Origin of the sequence: uncultured Flavobacterium sp. (genome assembly GCF_963922255.1) — a bacterium.
In the GTDB taxonomy this organism is placed as follows: domain Bacteria; phylum Bacteroidota; class Bacteroidia; order Flavobacteriales; family Flavobacteriaceae; genus Flavobacterium.
Genome location: NZ_CAWUIC010000004.1, coordinates 81,055 through 98,385 on the forward strand (window position 1 = coordinate 81,055; position 17,331 = coordinate 98,385).

The 17,331-nt window shown below is 33.6% G+C and carries 13 protein-coding genes; 5 read left to right on the forward strand and 8 right to left on the reverse strand.

Annotated features, from left to right (window positions below; all coding sequences use genetic code 11):
- Nucleotides 1–36 precede the first annotated feature (36 nt).
- The 5 genes from AABJ49_RS04960 to AABJ49_RS04980 all read left to right on the forward strand — a co-directional run bounded on the left by AABJ49_RS04960 (nt 37) and on the right by AABJ49_RS04980 (nt 8,049).
- Nucleotides 37–4,425 carry a translocation/assembly module TamB domain-containing protein gene (locus AABJ49_RS04960; RefSeq protein WP_338376567.1) on the forward strand — a complete coding sequence of 1,463 codons (4,389 nt, stop codon included), beginning with the start codon at nt 37–39 and terminating at the stop codon, nt 4,423–4,425.
- 180 nt (nt 4,426–4,605) lie between these two features.
- Complete coding sequence (gene pfkA / locus AABJ49_RS04965; protein ID WP_338376569.1) at nt 4,606–5,592, forward strand: 6-phosphofructokinase; 987 nt, start codon at nt 4,606–4,608, stop codon at nt 5,590–5,592.
- Nucleotides 5,593–5,642: 50 nt separating this feature from the next.
- Nucleotides 5,643–6,653 (forward strand): type I glyceraldehyde-3-phosphate dehydrogenase, encoded by a 1,011-nt coding sequence (gene gap / locus AABJ49_RS04970; RefSeq protein ID WP_338376571.1) that lies wholly within the window; start codon nt 5,643–5,645, stop codon nt 6,651–6,653.
- Between the two features lie 88 nt (nt 6,654–6,741).
- The gene (locus AABJ49_RS04975) at nt 6,742–7,587 is read left to right on the forward strand and encodes an N-acetylglucosamine kinase (protein ID WP_338376573.1); all 846 of its coding nucleotides are present in this window, start codon (nt 6,742–6,744) and stop codon (nt 7,585–7,587) included.
- Between the two features lie 90 nt (nt 7,588–7,677).
- Complete coding sequence (locus tag AABJ49_RS04980; RefSeq protein ID WP_338376575.1) at nt 7,678–8,049, forward strand: methylglyoxal synthase; 372 nt, start codon at nt 7,678–7,680, stop codon at nt 8,047–8,049.
- Between the two features lie 4 nt (nt 8,050–8,053).
- Here AABJ49_RS04980 and AABJ49_RS04985 read toward each other — a convergent pair whose 3' ends face one another.
- The 8 genes from AABJ49_RS04985 to AABJ49_RS05020 all read right to left on the reverse strand — a co-directional run bounded on the left by AABJ49_RS04985 (nt 8,054) and on the right by AABJ49_RS05020 (nt 16,733).
- Entirely contained in the window at nt 8,054–8,581 is a 528-nt protein-coding gene (locus tag AABJ49_RS04985; RefSeq protein ID WP_338376577.1) for a hypothetical protein, read from the reverse strand.
- Between the two features lie 38 nt (nt 8,582–8,619).
- Nucleotides 8,620–9,327 (reverse strand): FRG domain-containing protein, encoded by a 708-nt coding sequence (locus tag AABJ49_RS04990; RefSeq protein ID WP_338376580.1) that lies wholly within the window; start codon nt 9,325–9,327, stop codon nt 8,620–8,622.
- Between the two features lie 279 nt (nt 9,328–9,606).
- A complete protein-coding gene (ilvA, locus tag AABJ49_RS04995; RefSeq protein WP_338376582.1) occupies nt 9,607–10,851 on the reverse strand; it encodes a threonine ammonia-lyase IlvA in 1,245 nt (414 codons plus the stop codon).
- A complete protein-coding gene (ilvC, locus tag AABJ49_RS05000) occupies nt 10,848–11,894 on the reverse strand; it encodes a ketol-acid reductoisomerase (protein ID WP_034751526.1) in 1,047 nt (348 codons plus the stop codon). Before ilvC ends, ilvA begins: the two co-directional genes overlap by 4 nt.
- 20 nt (nt 11,895–11,914) lie before the next feature.
- Nucleotides 11,915–12,445 carry an acetolactate synthase small subunit gene (gene ilvN / locus AABJ49_RS05005; protein WP_094772680.1) on the reverse strand — a complete coding sequence of 177 codons (531 nt, stop codon included), beginning with the start codon at nt 12,443–12,445 and terminating at the stop codon, nt 11,915–11,917.
- A 16-nt stretch (nt 12,446–12,461) separates the two neighbouring features.
- Nucleotides 12,462–14,162: a biosynthetic-type acetolactate synthase large subunit gene (gene ilvB, locus AABJ49_RS05010; protein WP_034751523.1), complete on the reverse strand. Its 1,701-nt coding sequence runs from the start codon at nt 14,160–14,162 to the stop codon at nt 12,462–12,464.
- A 7-nt stretch (nt 14,163–14,169) separates the two neighbouring features.
- Nucleotides 14,170–15,846, reverse strand: coding sequence for a dihydroxy-acid dehydratase (gene ilvD / locus AABJ49_RS05015; RefSeq protein ID WP_338376588.1), 1,677 nt, complete (start codon nt 15,844–15,846; stop codon nt 14,170–14,172).
- Nucleotides 15,846–16,733 (reverse strand): branched-chain amino acid transaminase, encoded by an 888-nt coding sequence (locus AABJ49_RS05020; RefSeq protein ID WP_338376590.1) that lies wholly within the window; start codon nt 16,731–16,733, stop codon nt 15,846–15,848. Before AABJ49_RS05020 ends, ilvD begins: the two co-directional genes overlap by 1 nt.
- Nucleotides 16,734–17,331 lie beyond the last annotated feature (598 nt).

Here is a 17,331-nt window from a genome sequence, read left to right on the forward strand (position 1 = left end):
ATACTCATTTCGGGTGTACTTTTGTCATTGCCTTTTGTGCAAACAAAACTGGGTCAATATGTTACAAATGTTTTAAATGAAGATTTTGGTACAAACTTATCGATTGAAAAAGTTGCAATAAGTCCATTTGGAAATGTAAAACTCAAAAACGTTGTAGCAAAAGATAAAAATAATAGTGATCTTTTTCAAATAGATAAAATTCAAACTTCAATTTTAGAAGTGAGAAAATTAATCAATAATGGGCATCCATATTTAAAAAACCTTGTGGTTGATGGATTGCATCTTAACATTATTCAGTATAAAGGTGATGAAGAAACTAACTTAGATGAATTTATTGCTTCATTTGATGATGGTAGTCCAAGTTCTGGTAGATTTAGAATGTTTGTTAATAATATGAAAATTAACAAAAGTTTATTTACTTATACTAATTATAATTTAGAAAATCCAAAAATCTTATATTTTACTGATTTAAATGGTGAACTAGATCAATTTGCAATTAAAGGCAGTGATGTGACGACTATTATAAAAACCTTAGCTTTGAAAGATCATCGCGGTTTGCTTGTTGAGAATTTGTCTGCTAAATTTACTTATACAAAACAAAATATAATTTTAGATACTTTAGCTTTAAAAACATCTAATTCCAATTTTGAAGGAAATGTAAAACTATTGTATAAAAGAGAAGATTTTAAGGATTTTAACAATAAGGTTGTATTTGATGTTCAAATTGATAAAGCAACTATTTCAACTAATGATTTGAATTACTTTTACAATGAATTTGGGGCAAATAACACCTTTTATGTTGACACTCATTTAAAAGGAACATTAAATAATTTTACCACAAAGAATCTAAGTTTAATAGATAAATATGGTTCTGAAATTAGAGGAAATGTTACTTTTAAAAATTTATTATCTAAAAGGGAGAATGTCTTTGAAATTACAGGTGACTTTAATAAAATTTATTCAAAATATAATGATTTAAAACTATTGATGCCAAGGGTTTTGGGTGAAAGATTACCATCATCTTTAAATTACTTAGGGAGTTTTGACATCAATGGTTCTGTAGATTTAACCTATAATGATATAAACGCAGATGTAATTATGTTGTCTGAATTAGGCTATTTGAAGTCAAATTTATACATAAATAATTTAGATAATATTGACAGAGCAGAATATAATGGTAATGTTATTTTAAAAAGGTTTGATGTAGGAACATTAATAGGTGACAAAACTATTGGTAATACAACACTTAATATTGATGTTGATGGAAAAGGATTTACCAAAAAGTACTTAGATACAAAAATTGCAGGTTTTGTAGAAGCATTAAATTATGATGGATATACATATCAAAATATTGAAGTTGATGGAAAACTAAAAATGCCTTATTTCCAAGGATATTTTAATAGCAATGATAAGAACCTTCGAATGGATTTTGATGGACTTGTTGACTTAAGTTCAAAGTCAAAAAGCTACAATTTTAAAGCAAATATTGATTATGCAAACCTTAAAGCACTAAATATTTATACTAAAGATAGTATTTCGGTAATTAAGGGAATAGTTGATATAAATGCTACAGGAAATTCTTTAGATAAAATTTATGGTACAATTAACCTTAAGGATTTATACTATCAAAATAATAAAGATTTCTACTTTTTTGATGACTTTAAGTTAGAATCTACTTTCGATGAGAATGACGAAAGAACAATAATTGTAGAATCTCCAGATATTGTAAGTGGAAAAGTTGTAGGGAAATTTAAATTCAACCAACTGCAAAAGCTTTTAGAAAATGCAGTGGGAAGTCTATATGCTAATTATTCTCCAAATAAACTGTTGCCAAATCAATACATGACGTTTGATATTACAATTTATAATAAAGTCATTGGTGCCATTTTGCCCAATGTTGAAGTAGGTGAAAATACAAGGGTAAAAGGTAAAATCGTATCTGATGAAGAATTATTTACACTAGATTTTAAATCACCTTCGATTTCTATAGATAACAATAAGTTTAGTGGAATTACCATTGATATTGACAACAAAAACCCTTTATACAACGCTTATATTTCATTAGATAGTTTGCATACTAACTTTTATGATATTTCCGAATTTAATTTGATCAACATTACTCAAAATGATACTTTGTTTTTTAGAACAGAGTTTAAAGGTGGAAAATATCAGGAAGACAAATATGATTTGAATTTATATCATACCATAAATCCTGAAAAAAATTCGGTAATTGGTTTTAAAAATTCTGAAGTTAATTTTAAAAACAGTCTTTGGTATATAAATGAAGATGAAGATACAGCTAACAAAATTGTATTCGATAAAAAACTAGAAAATTTTGATTTTGAAAAACTCTTATTTTCAAATAAAGACGAATCTTTTTCACTTGAAGGATTTATAAAAGGTAAAGATTATAAAGATTTAAACCTAAAATTCAATAACGTTGATTTAAATAAAGTCACACCAGCATTGAACAATCTTACATTTGCAGGTAGAATGAACGGAATAATTGACTTTAAACAAGACAAGGATGTTTATAAACCTGTTTCTGATGTTCGAATAGATAGTTTGCAAGTAAATGATTTTGATGTAGGAGATTTAAAACTTCAAGTCACAAGTGATGAGTATTTTAGAAAATTCAATGTAAATTCTTCAATAGTTAGAGATGGTTTTGAAAGTTTTTATACTAAAGGAAATATTGAAATAGTAAATAACGAAGCATTACTTTCATTAGATACTAAATTCGAAGACTTTGATATCAAACCGCTTGGACCATTGTTGAGTTCAGTTTTTTCAGATATGCGAGGTTTAGCAACTGGTAGGGCCAATATTGTTGGCAAAGCAAATGATCCTGAAATCGATGGAATCATTTATTTAGATAAAGCAGGAATGAATGTGCCTTATTTGAATGTAGATTTTGACTTGGAAGAACGATCTAGAATTGACGTTACAGAAAATCAATTTTTATTTAGAAGTTTTGAAATTACTGATACCAAATACAATACAAAAGGTGTTGTTTCAGGGAATATAAAACATAAAAATTTAGACAATTGGATTTTAGATTTAAATTTATCTTCAAGAAACATTTTGGCTTTAGATACAAAAGAAAAAGAAGACGAATATTACTATGGAACTGCTTTCTTAAACGGAACAGCTACTATTAATGGACCTGTTGAAGCATTAAAAATAAATGTTTCAGGAAAATCAGAAAAAGGAACTTCTATTAAAATTCCTGTTCAAGATACTGAGAGCTATGGAGAAGTATCTTATATAAATATTATTAAAGTTGGAGAACAAAAAATCATAAAACAAAATATTAAAGACTTAGGTGGTTTAGATTTAGTTTTAGATTTTGACATAACTCCAGATGCTGAAATTGAAGTGATTTTAAATAAAGAAACAGGTCACGCAATGAAAGGTAGAGGTGGTGGTGGAATGTATATGCATATAAATACAAACGGTGTATTTACAATGAATGGAGATTTTACCATATTTGAAGGTGAATATAACTTTAAATATGGTGGAATAATTTCTAAAAAATTAGCTGTAAAAAAATATGGTTCCATTGTTTGGGAAGGTGATCCAATGGCTGCAATTCTTAATCTAGAAGCGGTTTATAGTACACAAACAAATCCTTCAGTATTGTTAGAATCTTCTTCTATTTCAAACAGAAAAGTAGACACTGATGTAATTATTAAAATTACCGGAAACCTTGAAAATCCTGAAACAGAATTCTCTTTAGAATATCCAAATGTAAGTTCAGTTTATAAATCTGAAATTTTATATAAATTATCCGATAAAGATACCCGTCAACAACAAGCTCTTTCGGTTCTAGCAGGTGGAACTTATTTTGCACAAGGAGCTGTTGCCAGTGATTATTATTCTAATGCATTGAGTGAAACAGCTAGTAGTTTGTTAGAAGATATTATTTCAAATGAAGATGATAAAATTAAAGTAGGTTTAGGGTATACTACGGGTTCAAGAATTTATAATATTTCAGATCAAGTTGGAGTTAATTTAAGTACTCAAATTAATGATAAAATTTCCATTAATGGAAAAGTTGGTGTCCCTGTTGGTGGAATAAGTCAATCAGGTGTAGTTGGAAATGTAGAGTTACAATATCAATTAAATGAAGATAATACTTTACGTGCAAGAGCTTTTAATAAAGAAAACGATATCAGTTATATAGGTCAAGGAATTGGTTACACTCAAGGAATTGGATTGTCATATAACGTGGATTTTGATAATATTACAGAATTGTGGAGAAAAGTCTTTGCACCTAAATCGCTACAAAAGAAAGACGACAAAAATCCATATGATGAAGTTCCAGATTCGGATTTAGATCCTCAATACATCAACATTACTACTCAAGAAAAAAACAAAAAGAAGGTTCAAGAAAGCGAAGAAAATGTGCCTGATATTGAATAATTCTTATTTTTCACCACTTATTTTAAAAAAATCATATTTATTTCAAACGTTTTAGCAGATAATGTCAAATAAACTTATCAACGAAAACGTTTGAAAGTATAAGTATTTGTTATATTTTTTCTAAAAACATTGAATAAAAATTATAAATGATCTAATTTTACGATAAATATAAAAAAAAACATGTCAAAGAACATTAAAAAAATTGGAGTACTAACATCAGGAGGCGATTCACCTGGAATGAATGCTGCTATTCGTTCTGTTGTTCGTACTTGTGCTTTTCATAATGTAGAATGTATTGGTATTTATAGAGGATACCAAGGAATGATTGAAGGTGATTTTAAAGAAATGGGTCCACGTTCTGTAAACAATATAATTAATAAAGGTGGAACCATTTTAAAATCCGCTCGTTCAACAGAATTTAGAACAGAAGAAGGAAGAAAAAAAGCCTATGAAAAATTAAGAAAGGCTCAAATTGATGCATTTGTAGTAATAGGTGGTGATGGTTCTTTCACAGGAGCAGAAATATTCAATAAAGAATTTAATTTTCCAGTAATGGGTATTCCTGGTACAATTGATAATGATATTTTTGGAACAAGTCACACTCTTGGCTATGATACTGCCTTAAATACAGTAGTAGAAGTAATCGATAAAATTAGAGATACGGCAAGTTCTCATAATCGATTATTTTTTGTGGAAGTTATGGGTCGTGATGCTGGTCATATTGCTTTAAATGCAGGAATTGGAGCAGGAGCAGAGGAAATTCTTATACCTGAAGAAGATTTAGGATTAGAACGTTTACTAGAATCTTTGCGAAAAAGTAAAGCTTCTGGTAAATCATCAAGTATTGTTGTGGTTTCTGAAGGAGATAAAATAGGAAAAAGTGTTTTTGAACTAAAAGATTATGTGGAAGATAATATGCCTGAATATGATGTAAGGGTTTCTGTATTAGGTCATTTGCAACGTGGTGGTTCTCCTTCATGTTTTGATAGAGTATTAGCTTCTAGGTTAGGAGTTAAAGCCGTTGAATCACTTTTGGAAGGAAAATCTAATTATATGGTTGGAATTTTGAATGATAAAATTGAACTAACTCCATTAGAACAAGCTATTAAAGGAGAAACTGAAATAGATTTAGAATTATTAAGAGTTTCTGATATAATGACAACTTAAACAATTTGAAATTATAAATTAAAAAAATAAATAAAAAACTTAAAAGAAAAATGTCAACAGTAAAATTAGGAATTAACGGTTTTGGAAGAATAGGAAGAATTGTTTTTAGAGAAACATTCAATAGAGATAACGTAGAAGTAGTAGCAATTAATGACTTATTAGATGTAGATCATTTGGCTTACTTGTTAAAATATGATTCAGTTCACGGTCGTTTTGCTGGAAAAGTAGAAGTAAAAGAAGGAAAACTATATGTAAACGACAGATTTATTAGAGTAACTGCCGAAAGAGATCCAAAATTAATCAAATGGGATGACAAAGAAGTTGATGTAGATGTGGTTGCAGAATGTACTGGAATTTTCACAACATTAGAAAAAGCTCAAGCTCATATTGATGGTGGAGCCAAAAAAGTTGTTATTTCGGCTCCTTCTGCTGATGCTCCAATGTATGTAATGGGTGTAAATCATAAGGAAGCAAAAGCTTCAGATACTATTGTTTCAAATGCATCATGTACAACAAACTGTTTAGCACCTTTAGCAAAAGTAATTAATGATAACTTCGGAATTGTAGAAGCTTTAATGACAACGGTTCATGCTACAACTTCAACACAAATGACTGCAGATGGACCTTCTAAAAAAGATTGGAGAGGTGGACGTGCTGCAAGTGTAAACATAATTCCATCTTCAACTGGAGCTGCAAAAGCGGTTGGAAAAGTAATTCCTGAACTGAATGGAAAGCTAACAGGAATGGCATTTCGTGTTCCTACTATTGATGTTTCTGTTGTTGATATGACTGTAAAAGTTGCTAAAGAAACTACGTACGAAGAAATCATGAAAGTAATAAAAGAGACTTCAGAAACTAGTATGAAAGGAGTTCTTGGATACACAGAAGATGATGTAGTTTCTCAAGATTTTATTTCAGATACAAGAACTTCAATTGTAGATGCTAAAGCTGGAATTGGATTAAATTCAACATTCTTTAAAATTGTATCTTGGTACGATAATGAGTATGGATATTCAAGTAAATTGATTGATTTATCAGTTCACGTAGCTAATCTTAAATAGGTTATAAGTTTAAATGGTTAAAAGGTTATAAGGTTTTATAATTCATTTGTTTGAAAATCTATAATCTGAAAATCTAAAAATCTAAATAATGAAATTATTAGTTGATAGTGGTTCTACAAAAGCCGATTGGATTGCAATTGATGATGCTGGAAAAGTACTTTTTACAACACAAACTTTAGGATTAAACCCAGAAGTATTGAGTAAAGAGCAAATTATTGAGCGTTTAGAGGATAAATTTGATATTTCTCATAACAAAGACAAAGCTTCTCATCTTTATTTTTATGGAGCCGGTTGTGGTACAGATAGAATGAAAGACTTTTTAACAGTAGTTTTTCAAGAATATTTTAAAAATGCAGAAGTAAAAGTATATGAAGATACTTATGCTGCCGTTTTTGCAACAACTCCAAAAGATGAAAAAGCAATTGTTTGTATTTTAGGAACAGGTTCAAATTGCAGTTATTTTGACGGTACGGTTCTACATCAAAAAGTACAGTCTTTAGGTTATATCGCTATGGATGATGGTTCTGGTAATCGTTTTGGAAGACATCTGCTAAGAGGTTATTATTTTAACAAAATGCCTGCAACAATGGCAAAAGAATTCGAGAAAGAATTCAATGTTGATGCTGATTTCATAAAAAACAATTTATATAAAGAGCCTAATCCAAATGCTTATTTAGCTACGTTTGCTAAGTTTTTAATTAAGCATAAAGAAGAAGAATTTTGCAAAAAGATTATAAAAAAAGAATTAAAATCTTTTGTCAAAAATTATGTAATGCAATTTGAAGAACATAAAAATGTTCCTGTAAACTTTGTAGGTTCAATTGCTTTTTATTTAAAAGACGAACTAAAAGTAGTTTTAGAAAAATATGGTTATAAAATGGGTAATGCCCTGCGAAGACCAGCTGATGGTTTAATAGAGTTTCATTCTAATTAATCCAATTTAAAATTTAATCCTGATAGGTAACTATCAGGATTTTTTTTTAATTTTAACAAAAAAAAGATACTGAACTAAATTCAGCATAAAATGGAAATAGCAATAATTGCTCACGATGGAAAAAAAGCCGATATGGTTCAATTCATCAATAAAAATAAAGATATTTTAATTAAAGAAAACATAAAACTAATTGCAACAGGAACAACAGGTGGAAAAGTAGCTTCTGTGGGTTTAAAAGTAAAGCGAATGCTTTCTGGACCATTAGGTGGTGATGCTCAAATTGCCGCTAGAGTAGCAGAAGGTAAAACTAAAATGGTTTTATTCTTCAAAGATCCCAACTCAAGTCATCCACATGAACCTGATATTTCGATGTTGATTCGTATTTGTGATGTGCACAACGTGCCTTTAGCAACCAATGAAGCTTCTGCACAAATGTTGTTGAATGCTTTGACGATGGACTAATGAGTTAGTTCCAAAAATTAATGATTTCATTTATTGAATTTTCATCTCCATTTTTTTCTAAATAAATATTATCCCAATAAATGGCATCATTAATTTTTAAGAAAACTCTGTAATAGCCTGTATTTAAAGAATTTAAATCTATTAAAACGTTGGTTGAATTTAAATCATTTAATTCCAATAATGATTTTGTTTGAATTTGACTTTCCGTATATGTATTAGGACTATAAATAGTGCTAAAGTCAGTTTGTTGATGAATTTTATTTGGATTTCCAGGCATTATCCAGACTTTAGTAATATTTTCATTTGAAGCAATTGATAAAAAATCTATTGATGGATTTGGGTAAATTACAAAAATATTATTTGTATGATTATTAGGATTACCCAAAGACAGCGGAGTATCATCAAATGTTTGTCTAAAATTTATACCAGTGATTAGATCAATTGTAGTTGCATCTATTTCATCATTATCATCGTTTTTATTACAAGAATTTAATGTGAAAATGGATAGAATTATTAATAGTAGTTTTTTCATGTTTATTTTTAACGTTTGACGGCTGTTAGCAGTAGGTTTTAATCTTCTTCAAGTTCTTTTTCATTAAAATTTTTGTCCCAATAATCATAATTTTCCGCAAACCAACTCAAATGTTTTGACAAGCCTTCCAAATCAGGAAATAATGTTAAATAGTTTATGCCATATTGATTTAACATTTGTGTTAATTCTAATTTTAGATTTGCTGGAATAATTAGTTTTTCTAAATATCCATTTTTATTTTTATCGTTTAAAGATTTTTTAGGGTTTTTGTGAATAGTGAAATATCCATATTGATTTGCTAATCTGTTTGACGAAGTACTTGGTTGATATAAACCAATCTCTTCTTTAACTTCAAATGGGCTTTCATTTTCGCTACTTAAGAATGATTTTGGTTTATAAACATAAATAGATCCATCTTTATCTTGGTTTTCAGTAACTGCGAAAAAAACTGCAACAAGTGGAGTATGCGTCCAATCTAAAAGTCTTGTTGGTAATCCTGTATGTTGTGCAATTGCCAACAATTCCCATTCTGTATAGTTTTCTCTTTCAAGATAAGATAATGCTCTTCTTTTCCAATGTTTAAAAGATTCTTCGTCAAATACTTTTGAAAAATTTTTTCTACCAGCTTTTGGAATCAAATCCCAAGAATCATCACTTTGACCACGAAATTTAAAAATACTACTTTTTCTAAATTTTTCAAGATATTTGTGAAGATGTTCAATTGATTGTAATGTGGTTTCTTTCATTTATGAATTTTCAATCGTTTTTTGGTAGTTACTGCCAACGGCTACGGCTTTGAGAAGTTGCGGCCGGTAGTTCCAAAGCTAATAAAACAAGATGGATTTTCAATCACCTGAGTACTCTCTGAAAGCGCACAAAACCAGCAATTTTTTAAAGCCGAGGTTAGGTGCTGCCCTTCTTTTCTGTCTTGTTGTTGTCTGTCCATTTTACTCCTGCTTGGTGCGTTGGCTAAATATTAATGAACTGTTGTTTGAATTTTACAACACATAACTGTACAAGATAGTTTAAAATATCAAATGCGTAAACAATTCTTTCTGCTCATTCAGATGCTGATAATTTATTTTTTTAGTTTTCATTTTTTGTTCCATACTATCTAAATCAGATCTGTATTTTAGCTCTACGCCAACAACAGCCGGACCTTCTTCGCGGTTGTTCTTTTTAGTGAACTGGAAATAAGTAATGTCATCATTTTCTCCTAAAACATCATTTACAAATTCTTTTAATGCTCCTGGTCGTTGTGGAAAGTTGATGATGAAATAATGCTTCAATCCTTCAAACATCAAGGATCGCTCTTTTATTTCTTCCATTCTTGTAATGTCATTGTTGCTGCCACTAACAATGCACACCACATTTTTACCTTTGATTTGGTCTTTATACGAATCCAAGGCTGCAATACTCAATGCACCAGCTGGTTCTACAACAATGGCTTCTTCGTTATATAATTGTAAAATTGTTGTGCAAACTTTCCCTTCAGGCACTAAGACGATGTCATCTAACGAATGTTGGCAGATTTCAAATGTTTTGTCGCCCACCCGTTTTACGGCAGCTCCATCTACAAATTTATCAATGTTCGTCAATGCAGTATTTTTACCGTTTTCCAACGATGTTTTCATAGAGGCTGCTCCTTGTGGTTCTATACCGATAAGGTTAGTTTCAGGACTCAATTGTTTAAAAACCGAAACGACCCCTGCTGCCAAACCGCCACCTCCAATTGGGAAGAATAAAAAATCAATTTTACATTTGCTGTCTTCCACAATTTCCAATCCTACAGTTCCTTGTCCGGAAATAACCAATTCATCATCAAACGGATGAACGAAAACTGCCTTATTCTTCTGGCTGAAAAGAAGGGCTTCGTTGTAGGCATCGTCAAAAGTATCACCTTTCAACACAACCTCTACATTTTCTTTTCCAAAGAGTTTTACCTGCTTTATTTTTTGTGCAGGCGTGGTAATAGGCATATAAATAACGGCTTTTATGTTCAGTTTTCTACACGCAAAAGCCACTCCTTGAGCGTGATTACCCGCACTTGCACATACAACGCCTAGTTTTATATCATTTTCGGAAAGCGAACTTATTTTATGATACGCTCCACGCAATTTGTAGGATCGTACAGGTTGTAAATCTTCCCGTTTCAAATAAACCTGAGCAGCAAATCGCTCGCTCAGGTTTTCGTTTTTCACAAGAGGCGTATGCACAGCCACACCTTTCAGGTTTTCGGCTGCCTCTTGTATTTTTGCTAAATGTATCATTTGGTTTGAGGTCTTAATTTTCGAACTTGCATTCCAGTTTGCCACAACTCACTTTGTTGTATTTCTTTGAGTTCTGCGTTGAGTTTTTCTCTGTAATCTGGCTTGCTGTTGGCTTCGATAACGATGGCTGCTTCTTTACCTGAAAGCACGTCATCATACAGTTCATTAAAAACAGGAGTGGTAGCTTCTCTAAATTTACCTTTCCAATCCAATGCTCCTCGTTGTGCAGTGGTACTGCAATTGGCAAACATCCAATCCATTCCGTTTTCGGCTACCAAAGGCATTAAACTTTGGGTCAATTCTTCTACAGTTTCGTTGAAGGCTTCACTTGGCGAATGTCCTCGCTGACGAAGCACATTATATTGAGCCTCAAAAACACCTGCGATAGCTCCCATCAAAACGCCTCGTTCGCCAGTCAAATCGCTGTATACTTCTTTTTGAAATGTGGTTTCAAACAAATAACCAGAACCGATAGCGATGCCTAATGCCAATGCTTTTTCTTCAGCTTTTCCGGTTGCATTTTGAAAAACGGCATAACTGGAATTTAAACCTTGCCCTTTTAAAAATAATGTTCTTAACGAAGTTCCCGAACCTTTGGGAGCCACCAAAAACACATCTACATCTTTAGGTGGCACGATACCTGTTTTTTCATGAAAAGTAACGCCAAAACCATGTGAAAAATACAGGGCTTTTCCTGTTGTCAAATTTTTTTTCATCGTTTCCCATGCTTGTATTTGCCCTGCATCTGATAATAAATTCATGAGTAAAGTGCCTTTTTCGCAAGCGGTTTCCACTTCGAAAAGAGTTTCATTTTCTACCCAACCATCAGCAAGTGCTTTGTCCCAACTCTTTGTCCCTTTTCGTTGTCCTACAATTACTTTTACGCCATTATCTTTCAAATTTAAGGCTTGTCCCGGACCTTGCACGCCGTATCCAATGACTGCAACAGTTTCGTTTTTTAATATTTCTCTTGCTTTCTCTAATGAAAACTCTTCTCGTGTTACGACATTTTCCATTACGCCGCCAAAATTTAATTGTGCCATTTTATATTGTATTATTTTTTTTAATTGATTTCTAATTCTTTTAAATAAGTACTTAATTCTTTCATTGGTTTGGTAACTGCTACTCTTCCTGAGCGGGCAAATTCCAGAATACCAAAGGGTTTCAATTTCTCAAATAAAACCTGTGTATCTGCTTTGTGCCCTGTTTTTTCAATGACGATAAAATCGGGATCTACGGTGAGAACTTTGGCACTATTTTCTCTAACCACTTGCTCTACATTGTTGGATTTAAGTTCTGTTGTTTTGATTTTATATAACGCAATTTCCTGATGTACTACTTCATTATCTTCGTGTACAAAGGCTTTCAGAACATCAATTAATTTGTCGATTTGCCCAACAACTTTATCTATTTGTTCTCTGTTTGTTCTCAAAACGATAGTGTAACGGTGCACATTTTTAACCTCTGTTTCAGAAGCGGTGATGCTGTCAATATTCAAATGTCGTCTTGTAAATATGATGGTGATGCGGTTGAGCATTCCGATTGTATTTTCCGTAAATATGGATACGGTAAATGTTTTGTTCATTGTTTCCATTTTATCCGTTTTATAATTATTGTAATCTTATTTCAGCTACCGAAGCACCTGTTGGCACCATCGGAAAAACATTATCTTCTCTGGCAACTTTCACTTCCAACAGGTACGCATTTTCTGTGTTTAAAAGTTGGTCTAATGCGTTGTTCAAGTCCTCCTGTCTTTCAACTTTTTGACCTTTGATGTTGTAAGAGGCTGCCAAAGCCACAAAATCAGGACTTTGAATGTCGGTAAACGAATATCTTTTTTCAAAGAACATTTGTTGCCATTGCCTCACCATTCCCAAATAACCATTGTTTAAGATGATGATTTTCACGCCGATATTATTCTGCATCATGGTTCCCAATTCCTGCAAGGTCATTTGAAAACCACCATCTCCAATGATAGCTACGACTTGTTTTTCCGGATTTGCCATTTTTGCTCCAATAGCGGCTGGAAGTGCAAAACCCATCGTTCCCAATCCGCCAGATGTAACATTACTTTTGGTTTGATTATACTGATAGAACTGTGCCGCCATCATTTGGTGCTGTCCCACATCGGTTACAACGATTGCATTGCCCTTGGTTTTTTGAGAAAGTAAATCAATCACCAAATCCATTCTCAGTTCATCTGAAAATTCCTTTTCTCTATTTTCTGAAAGTACCTGTAATTCCTTTTGCTTCGCTTGATGAAATTCATCCAACCAATTTTGATGAGTTTGTTTTTCTACCAAATCTGCTAAAACGGTTAGTGCTTCTTTGGCATCGGCTACAACAGGAGCATCGGCTTTTATGATTTTATTGATTTCGGCAGTGTCTATATCAACATGAACCACTTTTGCTTGTGTTGCATACCGGGAAACATCACCTGTAACACGGTCGTCAAAACGCATTCCCACGGCAAGCAACACATCGCACTCATTGGTTTTTACATTGGGTGCATAATTGCCATGCATGCCTACCATTCCAACAAATAAAGGGTGATGACTTGGAAAAGCTCCTAATCCCAAAAGCGTAGAAGCCACCGGAATACCCGTTTTTTCGGCAAAAGCCAATAATTCTTCTTCTGCATTGGAAAGCATAATTCCTTGTCCGACAATCATCAAAGGTTTTTTTGCCTCATTCAAAAACTTGGTTGCTGCTTGCACTTGATCTACATTCAATTTTGGCTTAGGTTGGTAGCTTCTCACCGATGTACACTTTTCGTAAGAGAAATCCAGTTTTTCAAACTGGGCATCTTTGGTAATATCCACCAAAACCGGCCCCGGACGACCAGACGAGGCGATGTAAAATGCTTTGGCTAAAGTGGGTGCTATATCTGCTGCTTTGGTTACCTGACAATTCCATTTGGTTACCGGCATCGAAATTCCCATGACATCGGTTTCCTGAAAAGCATCAGTTCCCAAGAGATGAGAAGCCACCTGTCCGGTGATGCAAACCAAGGGCGTAGAATCAATCAGGGCATCGGCTAAACCTGTAATTAAATTGGTGGCTCCCGGACCCGAAGTAGCAAATACAACCCCTGTTTTTCCTGAAGTTCTAGCATATCCTTGAGCTGCATGTATAGCACCTTGCTCGTGTCTTGTCAAGATATGATTTACTTCTTCAAGATGATGAAACAAGGCATCATAAATTGGCATGATAGCACCGCCTGGATAACCAAATATCGTTTTTACACCTTCGGCTTTCAGGCTTTGTATCACCGCTTCTGCACCTGTTATTTTTAATTCCGTTGTTTTCATTTTTTAATTATTTATCGGTTACACACCCCAATGAAGCACTCGAAACGCATTGTGCATATTTGTACAAAACCCCTTTACTTGCTTTCAATGGAGGTTGTTTCCATGCTGCTTTTCGTTTTTCCAATTCCTGTTCAGGTACTTTTAAATTGATGGTATTATTTTTGGTATCAATCGCAATTAAATCTCCATCATTTACCAAGGCAATGGTTCCGCCTACAAAAGCTTCCGGCGTGATGTGTCCTACCACAAAACCGTGTGTTCCACCCGAAAATCTACCATCGGTGATTAAAGCCACTGAATTTCCCAATCCTGCACCCATAATGGCGGAAGTAGGTTTTAGCATTTCGGGCATTCCCGGTCCGCCTTTTGGTCCACAATAACGGATTACTACTACATTACCGGGTTTTACTTCTCCGTTTCTCACACCATCAATCACTGCATATTCATCGTCAAATACTTTGGCTGTTCCTTCAAAATAATCGCCCTCTTTGCCACTTATTTTAGCTACACTTCCCTCGGTAGCTAAATTTCCGTAGAGCATTTGCAGATGTCCATTTGCTTTCACTGGATTTTCCAATGGAAGAAATACTTCCTGACCTTCGGTTAAATCTTCCACAGTTTCCAAATTTTCAACAATTGTTTTTCCTGTAACAGTTAAACAATCTCTATGTAATAAGTTGTGTTTCAATAAATATTTCATTACTGCTGGAACACCACCTGCTTCGTGCAAATCTTCCATGAGGTATTTTCCACTCGGTTTTAAATCTGCTAACACTGGAACACGGTTACTTACCTTTTGGAAATCATCCAAAGTCAATTCCAAATCCACCGAATGTGCCATAGCTATCAGGTGCATTACGGCATTGGTAGAGCCGCCCAAAACCGTTACCATGGTCATGGCATTTTCAAAGGCTTTTCGGGTCATGATGTCTTTGGGTTTAATGTCTTTTTCCAACAACACTTTGATGGCTTTTCCTGTATCAAAACATTCCATTTTTTTATTGCTGCTCAACGCAGGATTGGATGAACTGTAAGGTAAACTCATTCCCAAAGCTTCAATAGCCGAAGCCATCGTATTTGCTGTGTACATACCGCCACAAGCACCCGCGCCAGGACAAGCGTTTTTGATTATACCTTTGTAATCTTCATCGGAAATGGTGTTGCTGAATTTTTTACCTAAAGCTTCAAAAGCTGAAACGATATTGAGCGATTCTCCTTTCCATTTTCCAGAATGGATCGTTCCTCCATAAACCATGATTGCAGGACGATTTAATCTTCCCATGGCGATGATAGAACCAGGCATATTTTTATCGCAACCTACTACCGCCAATACTGCATCGTTCCATTGGGCACTCACCACCGTTTCTATGGAATCGGCAATCACATCTCTGGAAACCAAAGAAAAACGCATACCGTCAGTTCCGTTTGAGATACCGTCACTCACACCAATGGTGTTAAATATCAATCCTACTAAATCCTCTTGTTGCACACCAGCTTTTACTTCTTTAGCCAAATCGTTGAGGTGCATGTTGCAGGGATTTCCTTCGTAACCCATACTCACAATTCCCACTTGTGCTTTTTGCAAATCGTCTTCGGTTAAACCTATTCCATAAAGCATGGCTTGTGCTGCAGGTTGGGTTTCATCTTGTGTAATGGTTCTACTGTATTTGTTGAGTGTTTTCATTAGTTTAAATTGAGCTGTTTTAAAGGTTCTCGTACCAAAAGTGAATAAGCATCTTGAAGTTTTTTACCTAAGGAATCATTCCAGTTTTTTGGAAATTGATAAGTGTCCACCGATAATATACCCACTACCTCGGCAGCCGTTCCGCAGAAAAAGGCACTATCAGCTTGAAAAAGAGCTTCTTTGGTAAATTTTCCTTGATGCAGTTCCAGACCTAATTGCTCGGCTAACTCCAAGACAGTGGATCTGGTGATGCCCGGAAGGATGTTTCCTAATTGAGGCGTGAATAATTTTCCGTCTTTTTCAAAGAACAAATTCGCACCCGGACCTTCGGCTAAAAATCCATCGCTATCCAAAAGCAAGGCTTCATCGAATCCATTGTCTTTTGCTTCGTTGGTTGCTAGGATAGAATTGACATAATGACCGCAGACTTTTGCTTCGATATGGATTGATTTTGGATGCGGACGGCAATAGGAAGAGACCGTTAACCGCAATAATTTTTCTCCCAAATACGCTCCCCAGTCCCAAGCGGCAATCATCACCGAAACCCTGGTAGGTTTTGACAAACTCATATTTTGTCCACAATACACCAATGGTCGGATGTAAGCATTTTTTAAATTGTTTTTTTCCAGTAACTCGTAAGTAGCTTGGACTAACTCTTGAACAGTGCAATCGAAAGGGATTTTTACCAATTCGCAGGATTTTTTCAAGCGTTCATAATGTTCTTCGGCTTTAAATACTTTAGTTCCATTTTTGGTTTCATAAGAACGAATACCTTCAAATGCACCGTAGCCATAATGAAGCGTTTGACTGTACAAATCGGTTGTAGATTCGTTAGCCTTTACAAATTTTCCGTCCAAAAAAAGGACTGTTTCGTTGTTTGAATACATATTTATTTTTTTTATTGAGTTGATAATTGATTTTTGGGAATAAAAAAAGCCTTTCCCGAAATGAGAAAGGCTTACAATTTGGCATAAAGCAGCATCTCTCACGGTGGCGAGCTAATAATAATGCTGATAATAATAGTGTTGTTATATGATTTCATTTTGTTCTTTTTAGTTTAATGTCAATAAAAAAAGCCTCCTGATTTCTCGGGAGGCTTTCAAATATATCTTTTAGATTATATCAAAATTATTCCTCCCCGGTATGTGAAATCACACCCGCAATAATAATAGAAGAAATAATAATTGAATTGTACATTTTTTCTGTTTTAACGGTACAAATGTAAGTATACTTTTTTAATGTGCAAATTTTTTATACCTTTTTTTTGAAAGTCGTTAAAATTCAGTAGACAGATGTAGGTTTGGGTGAGGTTGGGAAAATAAAATGTGCTGCAATTTGTGTAGGCTTGTGCGTTGGCTTGCAGCTCTTTTTATTATGTGCCGGGTTGGCATTTTGTATGTCGGTTGTTTCGTCTTTTAGGGTTGCACCTAACTTGTTTATAGTCGCATGTTTCGTTTATAAGTACTTACAACTAGTTATAATCGT

What these genes read in the sequence shown, in the direction of transcription:
- ilvB (WP_034751523.1), bottom strand. Translation starts at nt 14,162, where the DNA reads ATGAAAACAACGGAATTAAAAATAACAGGTGCAGAAGCGGTGATACAA.
- pfkA (WP_338376569.1), top strand. Translation starts at nt 4,606, where the DNA reads ATGTCAAAGAACATTAAAAAAATTGGAGTACTAACATCAGGAGGCGAT.
- gap (WP_338376571.1), top strand. Translation starts at nt 5,643, where the DNA reads ATGTCAACAGTAAAATTAGGAATTAACGGTTTTGGAAGAATAGGAAGA.
- ilvD (WP_338376588.1), bottom strand. Translation starts at nt 15,846, where the DNA reads ATGAAAACACTCAACAAATACAGTAGAACCATTACACAAGATGAAACC.
- AABJ49_RS04990 (WP_338376580.1), bottom strand. Translation starts at nt 9,327, where the DNA reads ATGAAAGAAACCACATTACAATCAATTGAACATCTTCACAAATATCTT.
- AABJ49_RS05020 (WP_338376590.1), bottom strand. Translation starts at nt 16,733, where the DNA reads ATGTATTCAAACAACGAAACAGTCCTTTTTTTGGACGGAAAATTTGTA.
- AABJ49_RS04975 (WP_338376573.1), top strand. Translation starts at nt 6,742, where the DNA reads ATGAAATTATTAGTTGATAGTGGTTCTACAAAAGCCGATTGGATTGCA.
- ilvA (WP_338376582.1), bottom strand. Translation starts at nt 10,851, where the DNA reads ATGATACATTTAGCAAAAATACAAGAGGCAGCCGAAAACCTGAAAGGT.
- AABJ49_RS04985 (WP_338376577.1), bottom strand. Translation starts at nt 8,581, where the DNA reads ATGAAAAAACTACTATTAATAATTCTATCCATTTTCACATTAAATTCT.
- AABJ49_RS04980 (WP_338376575.1), top strand. Translation starts at nt 7,678, where the DNA reads ATGGAAATAGCAATAATTGCTCACGATGGAAAAAAAGCCGATATGGTT.
- ilvC (WP_034751526.1), bottom strand. Translation starts at nt 11,894, where the DNA reads ATGGCACAATTAAATTTTGGCGGCGTAATGGAAAATGTCGTAACACGA.
- ilvN (WP_094772680.1), bottom strand. Translation starts at nt 12,445, where the DNA reads ATGGAAACAATGAACAAAACATTTACCGTATCCATATTTACGGAAAAT.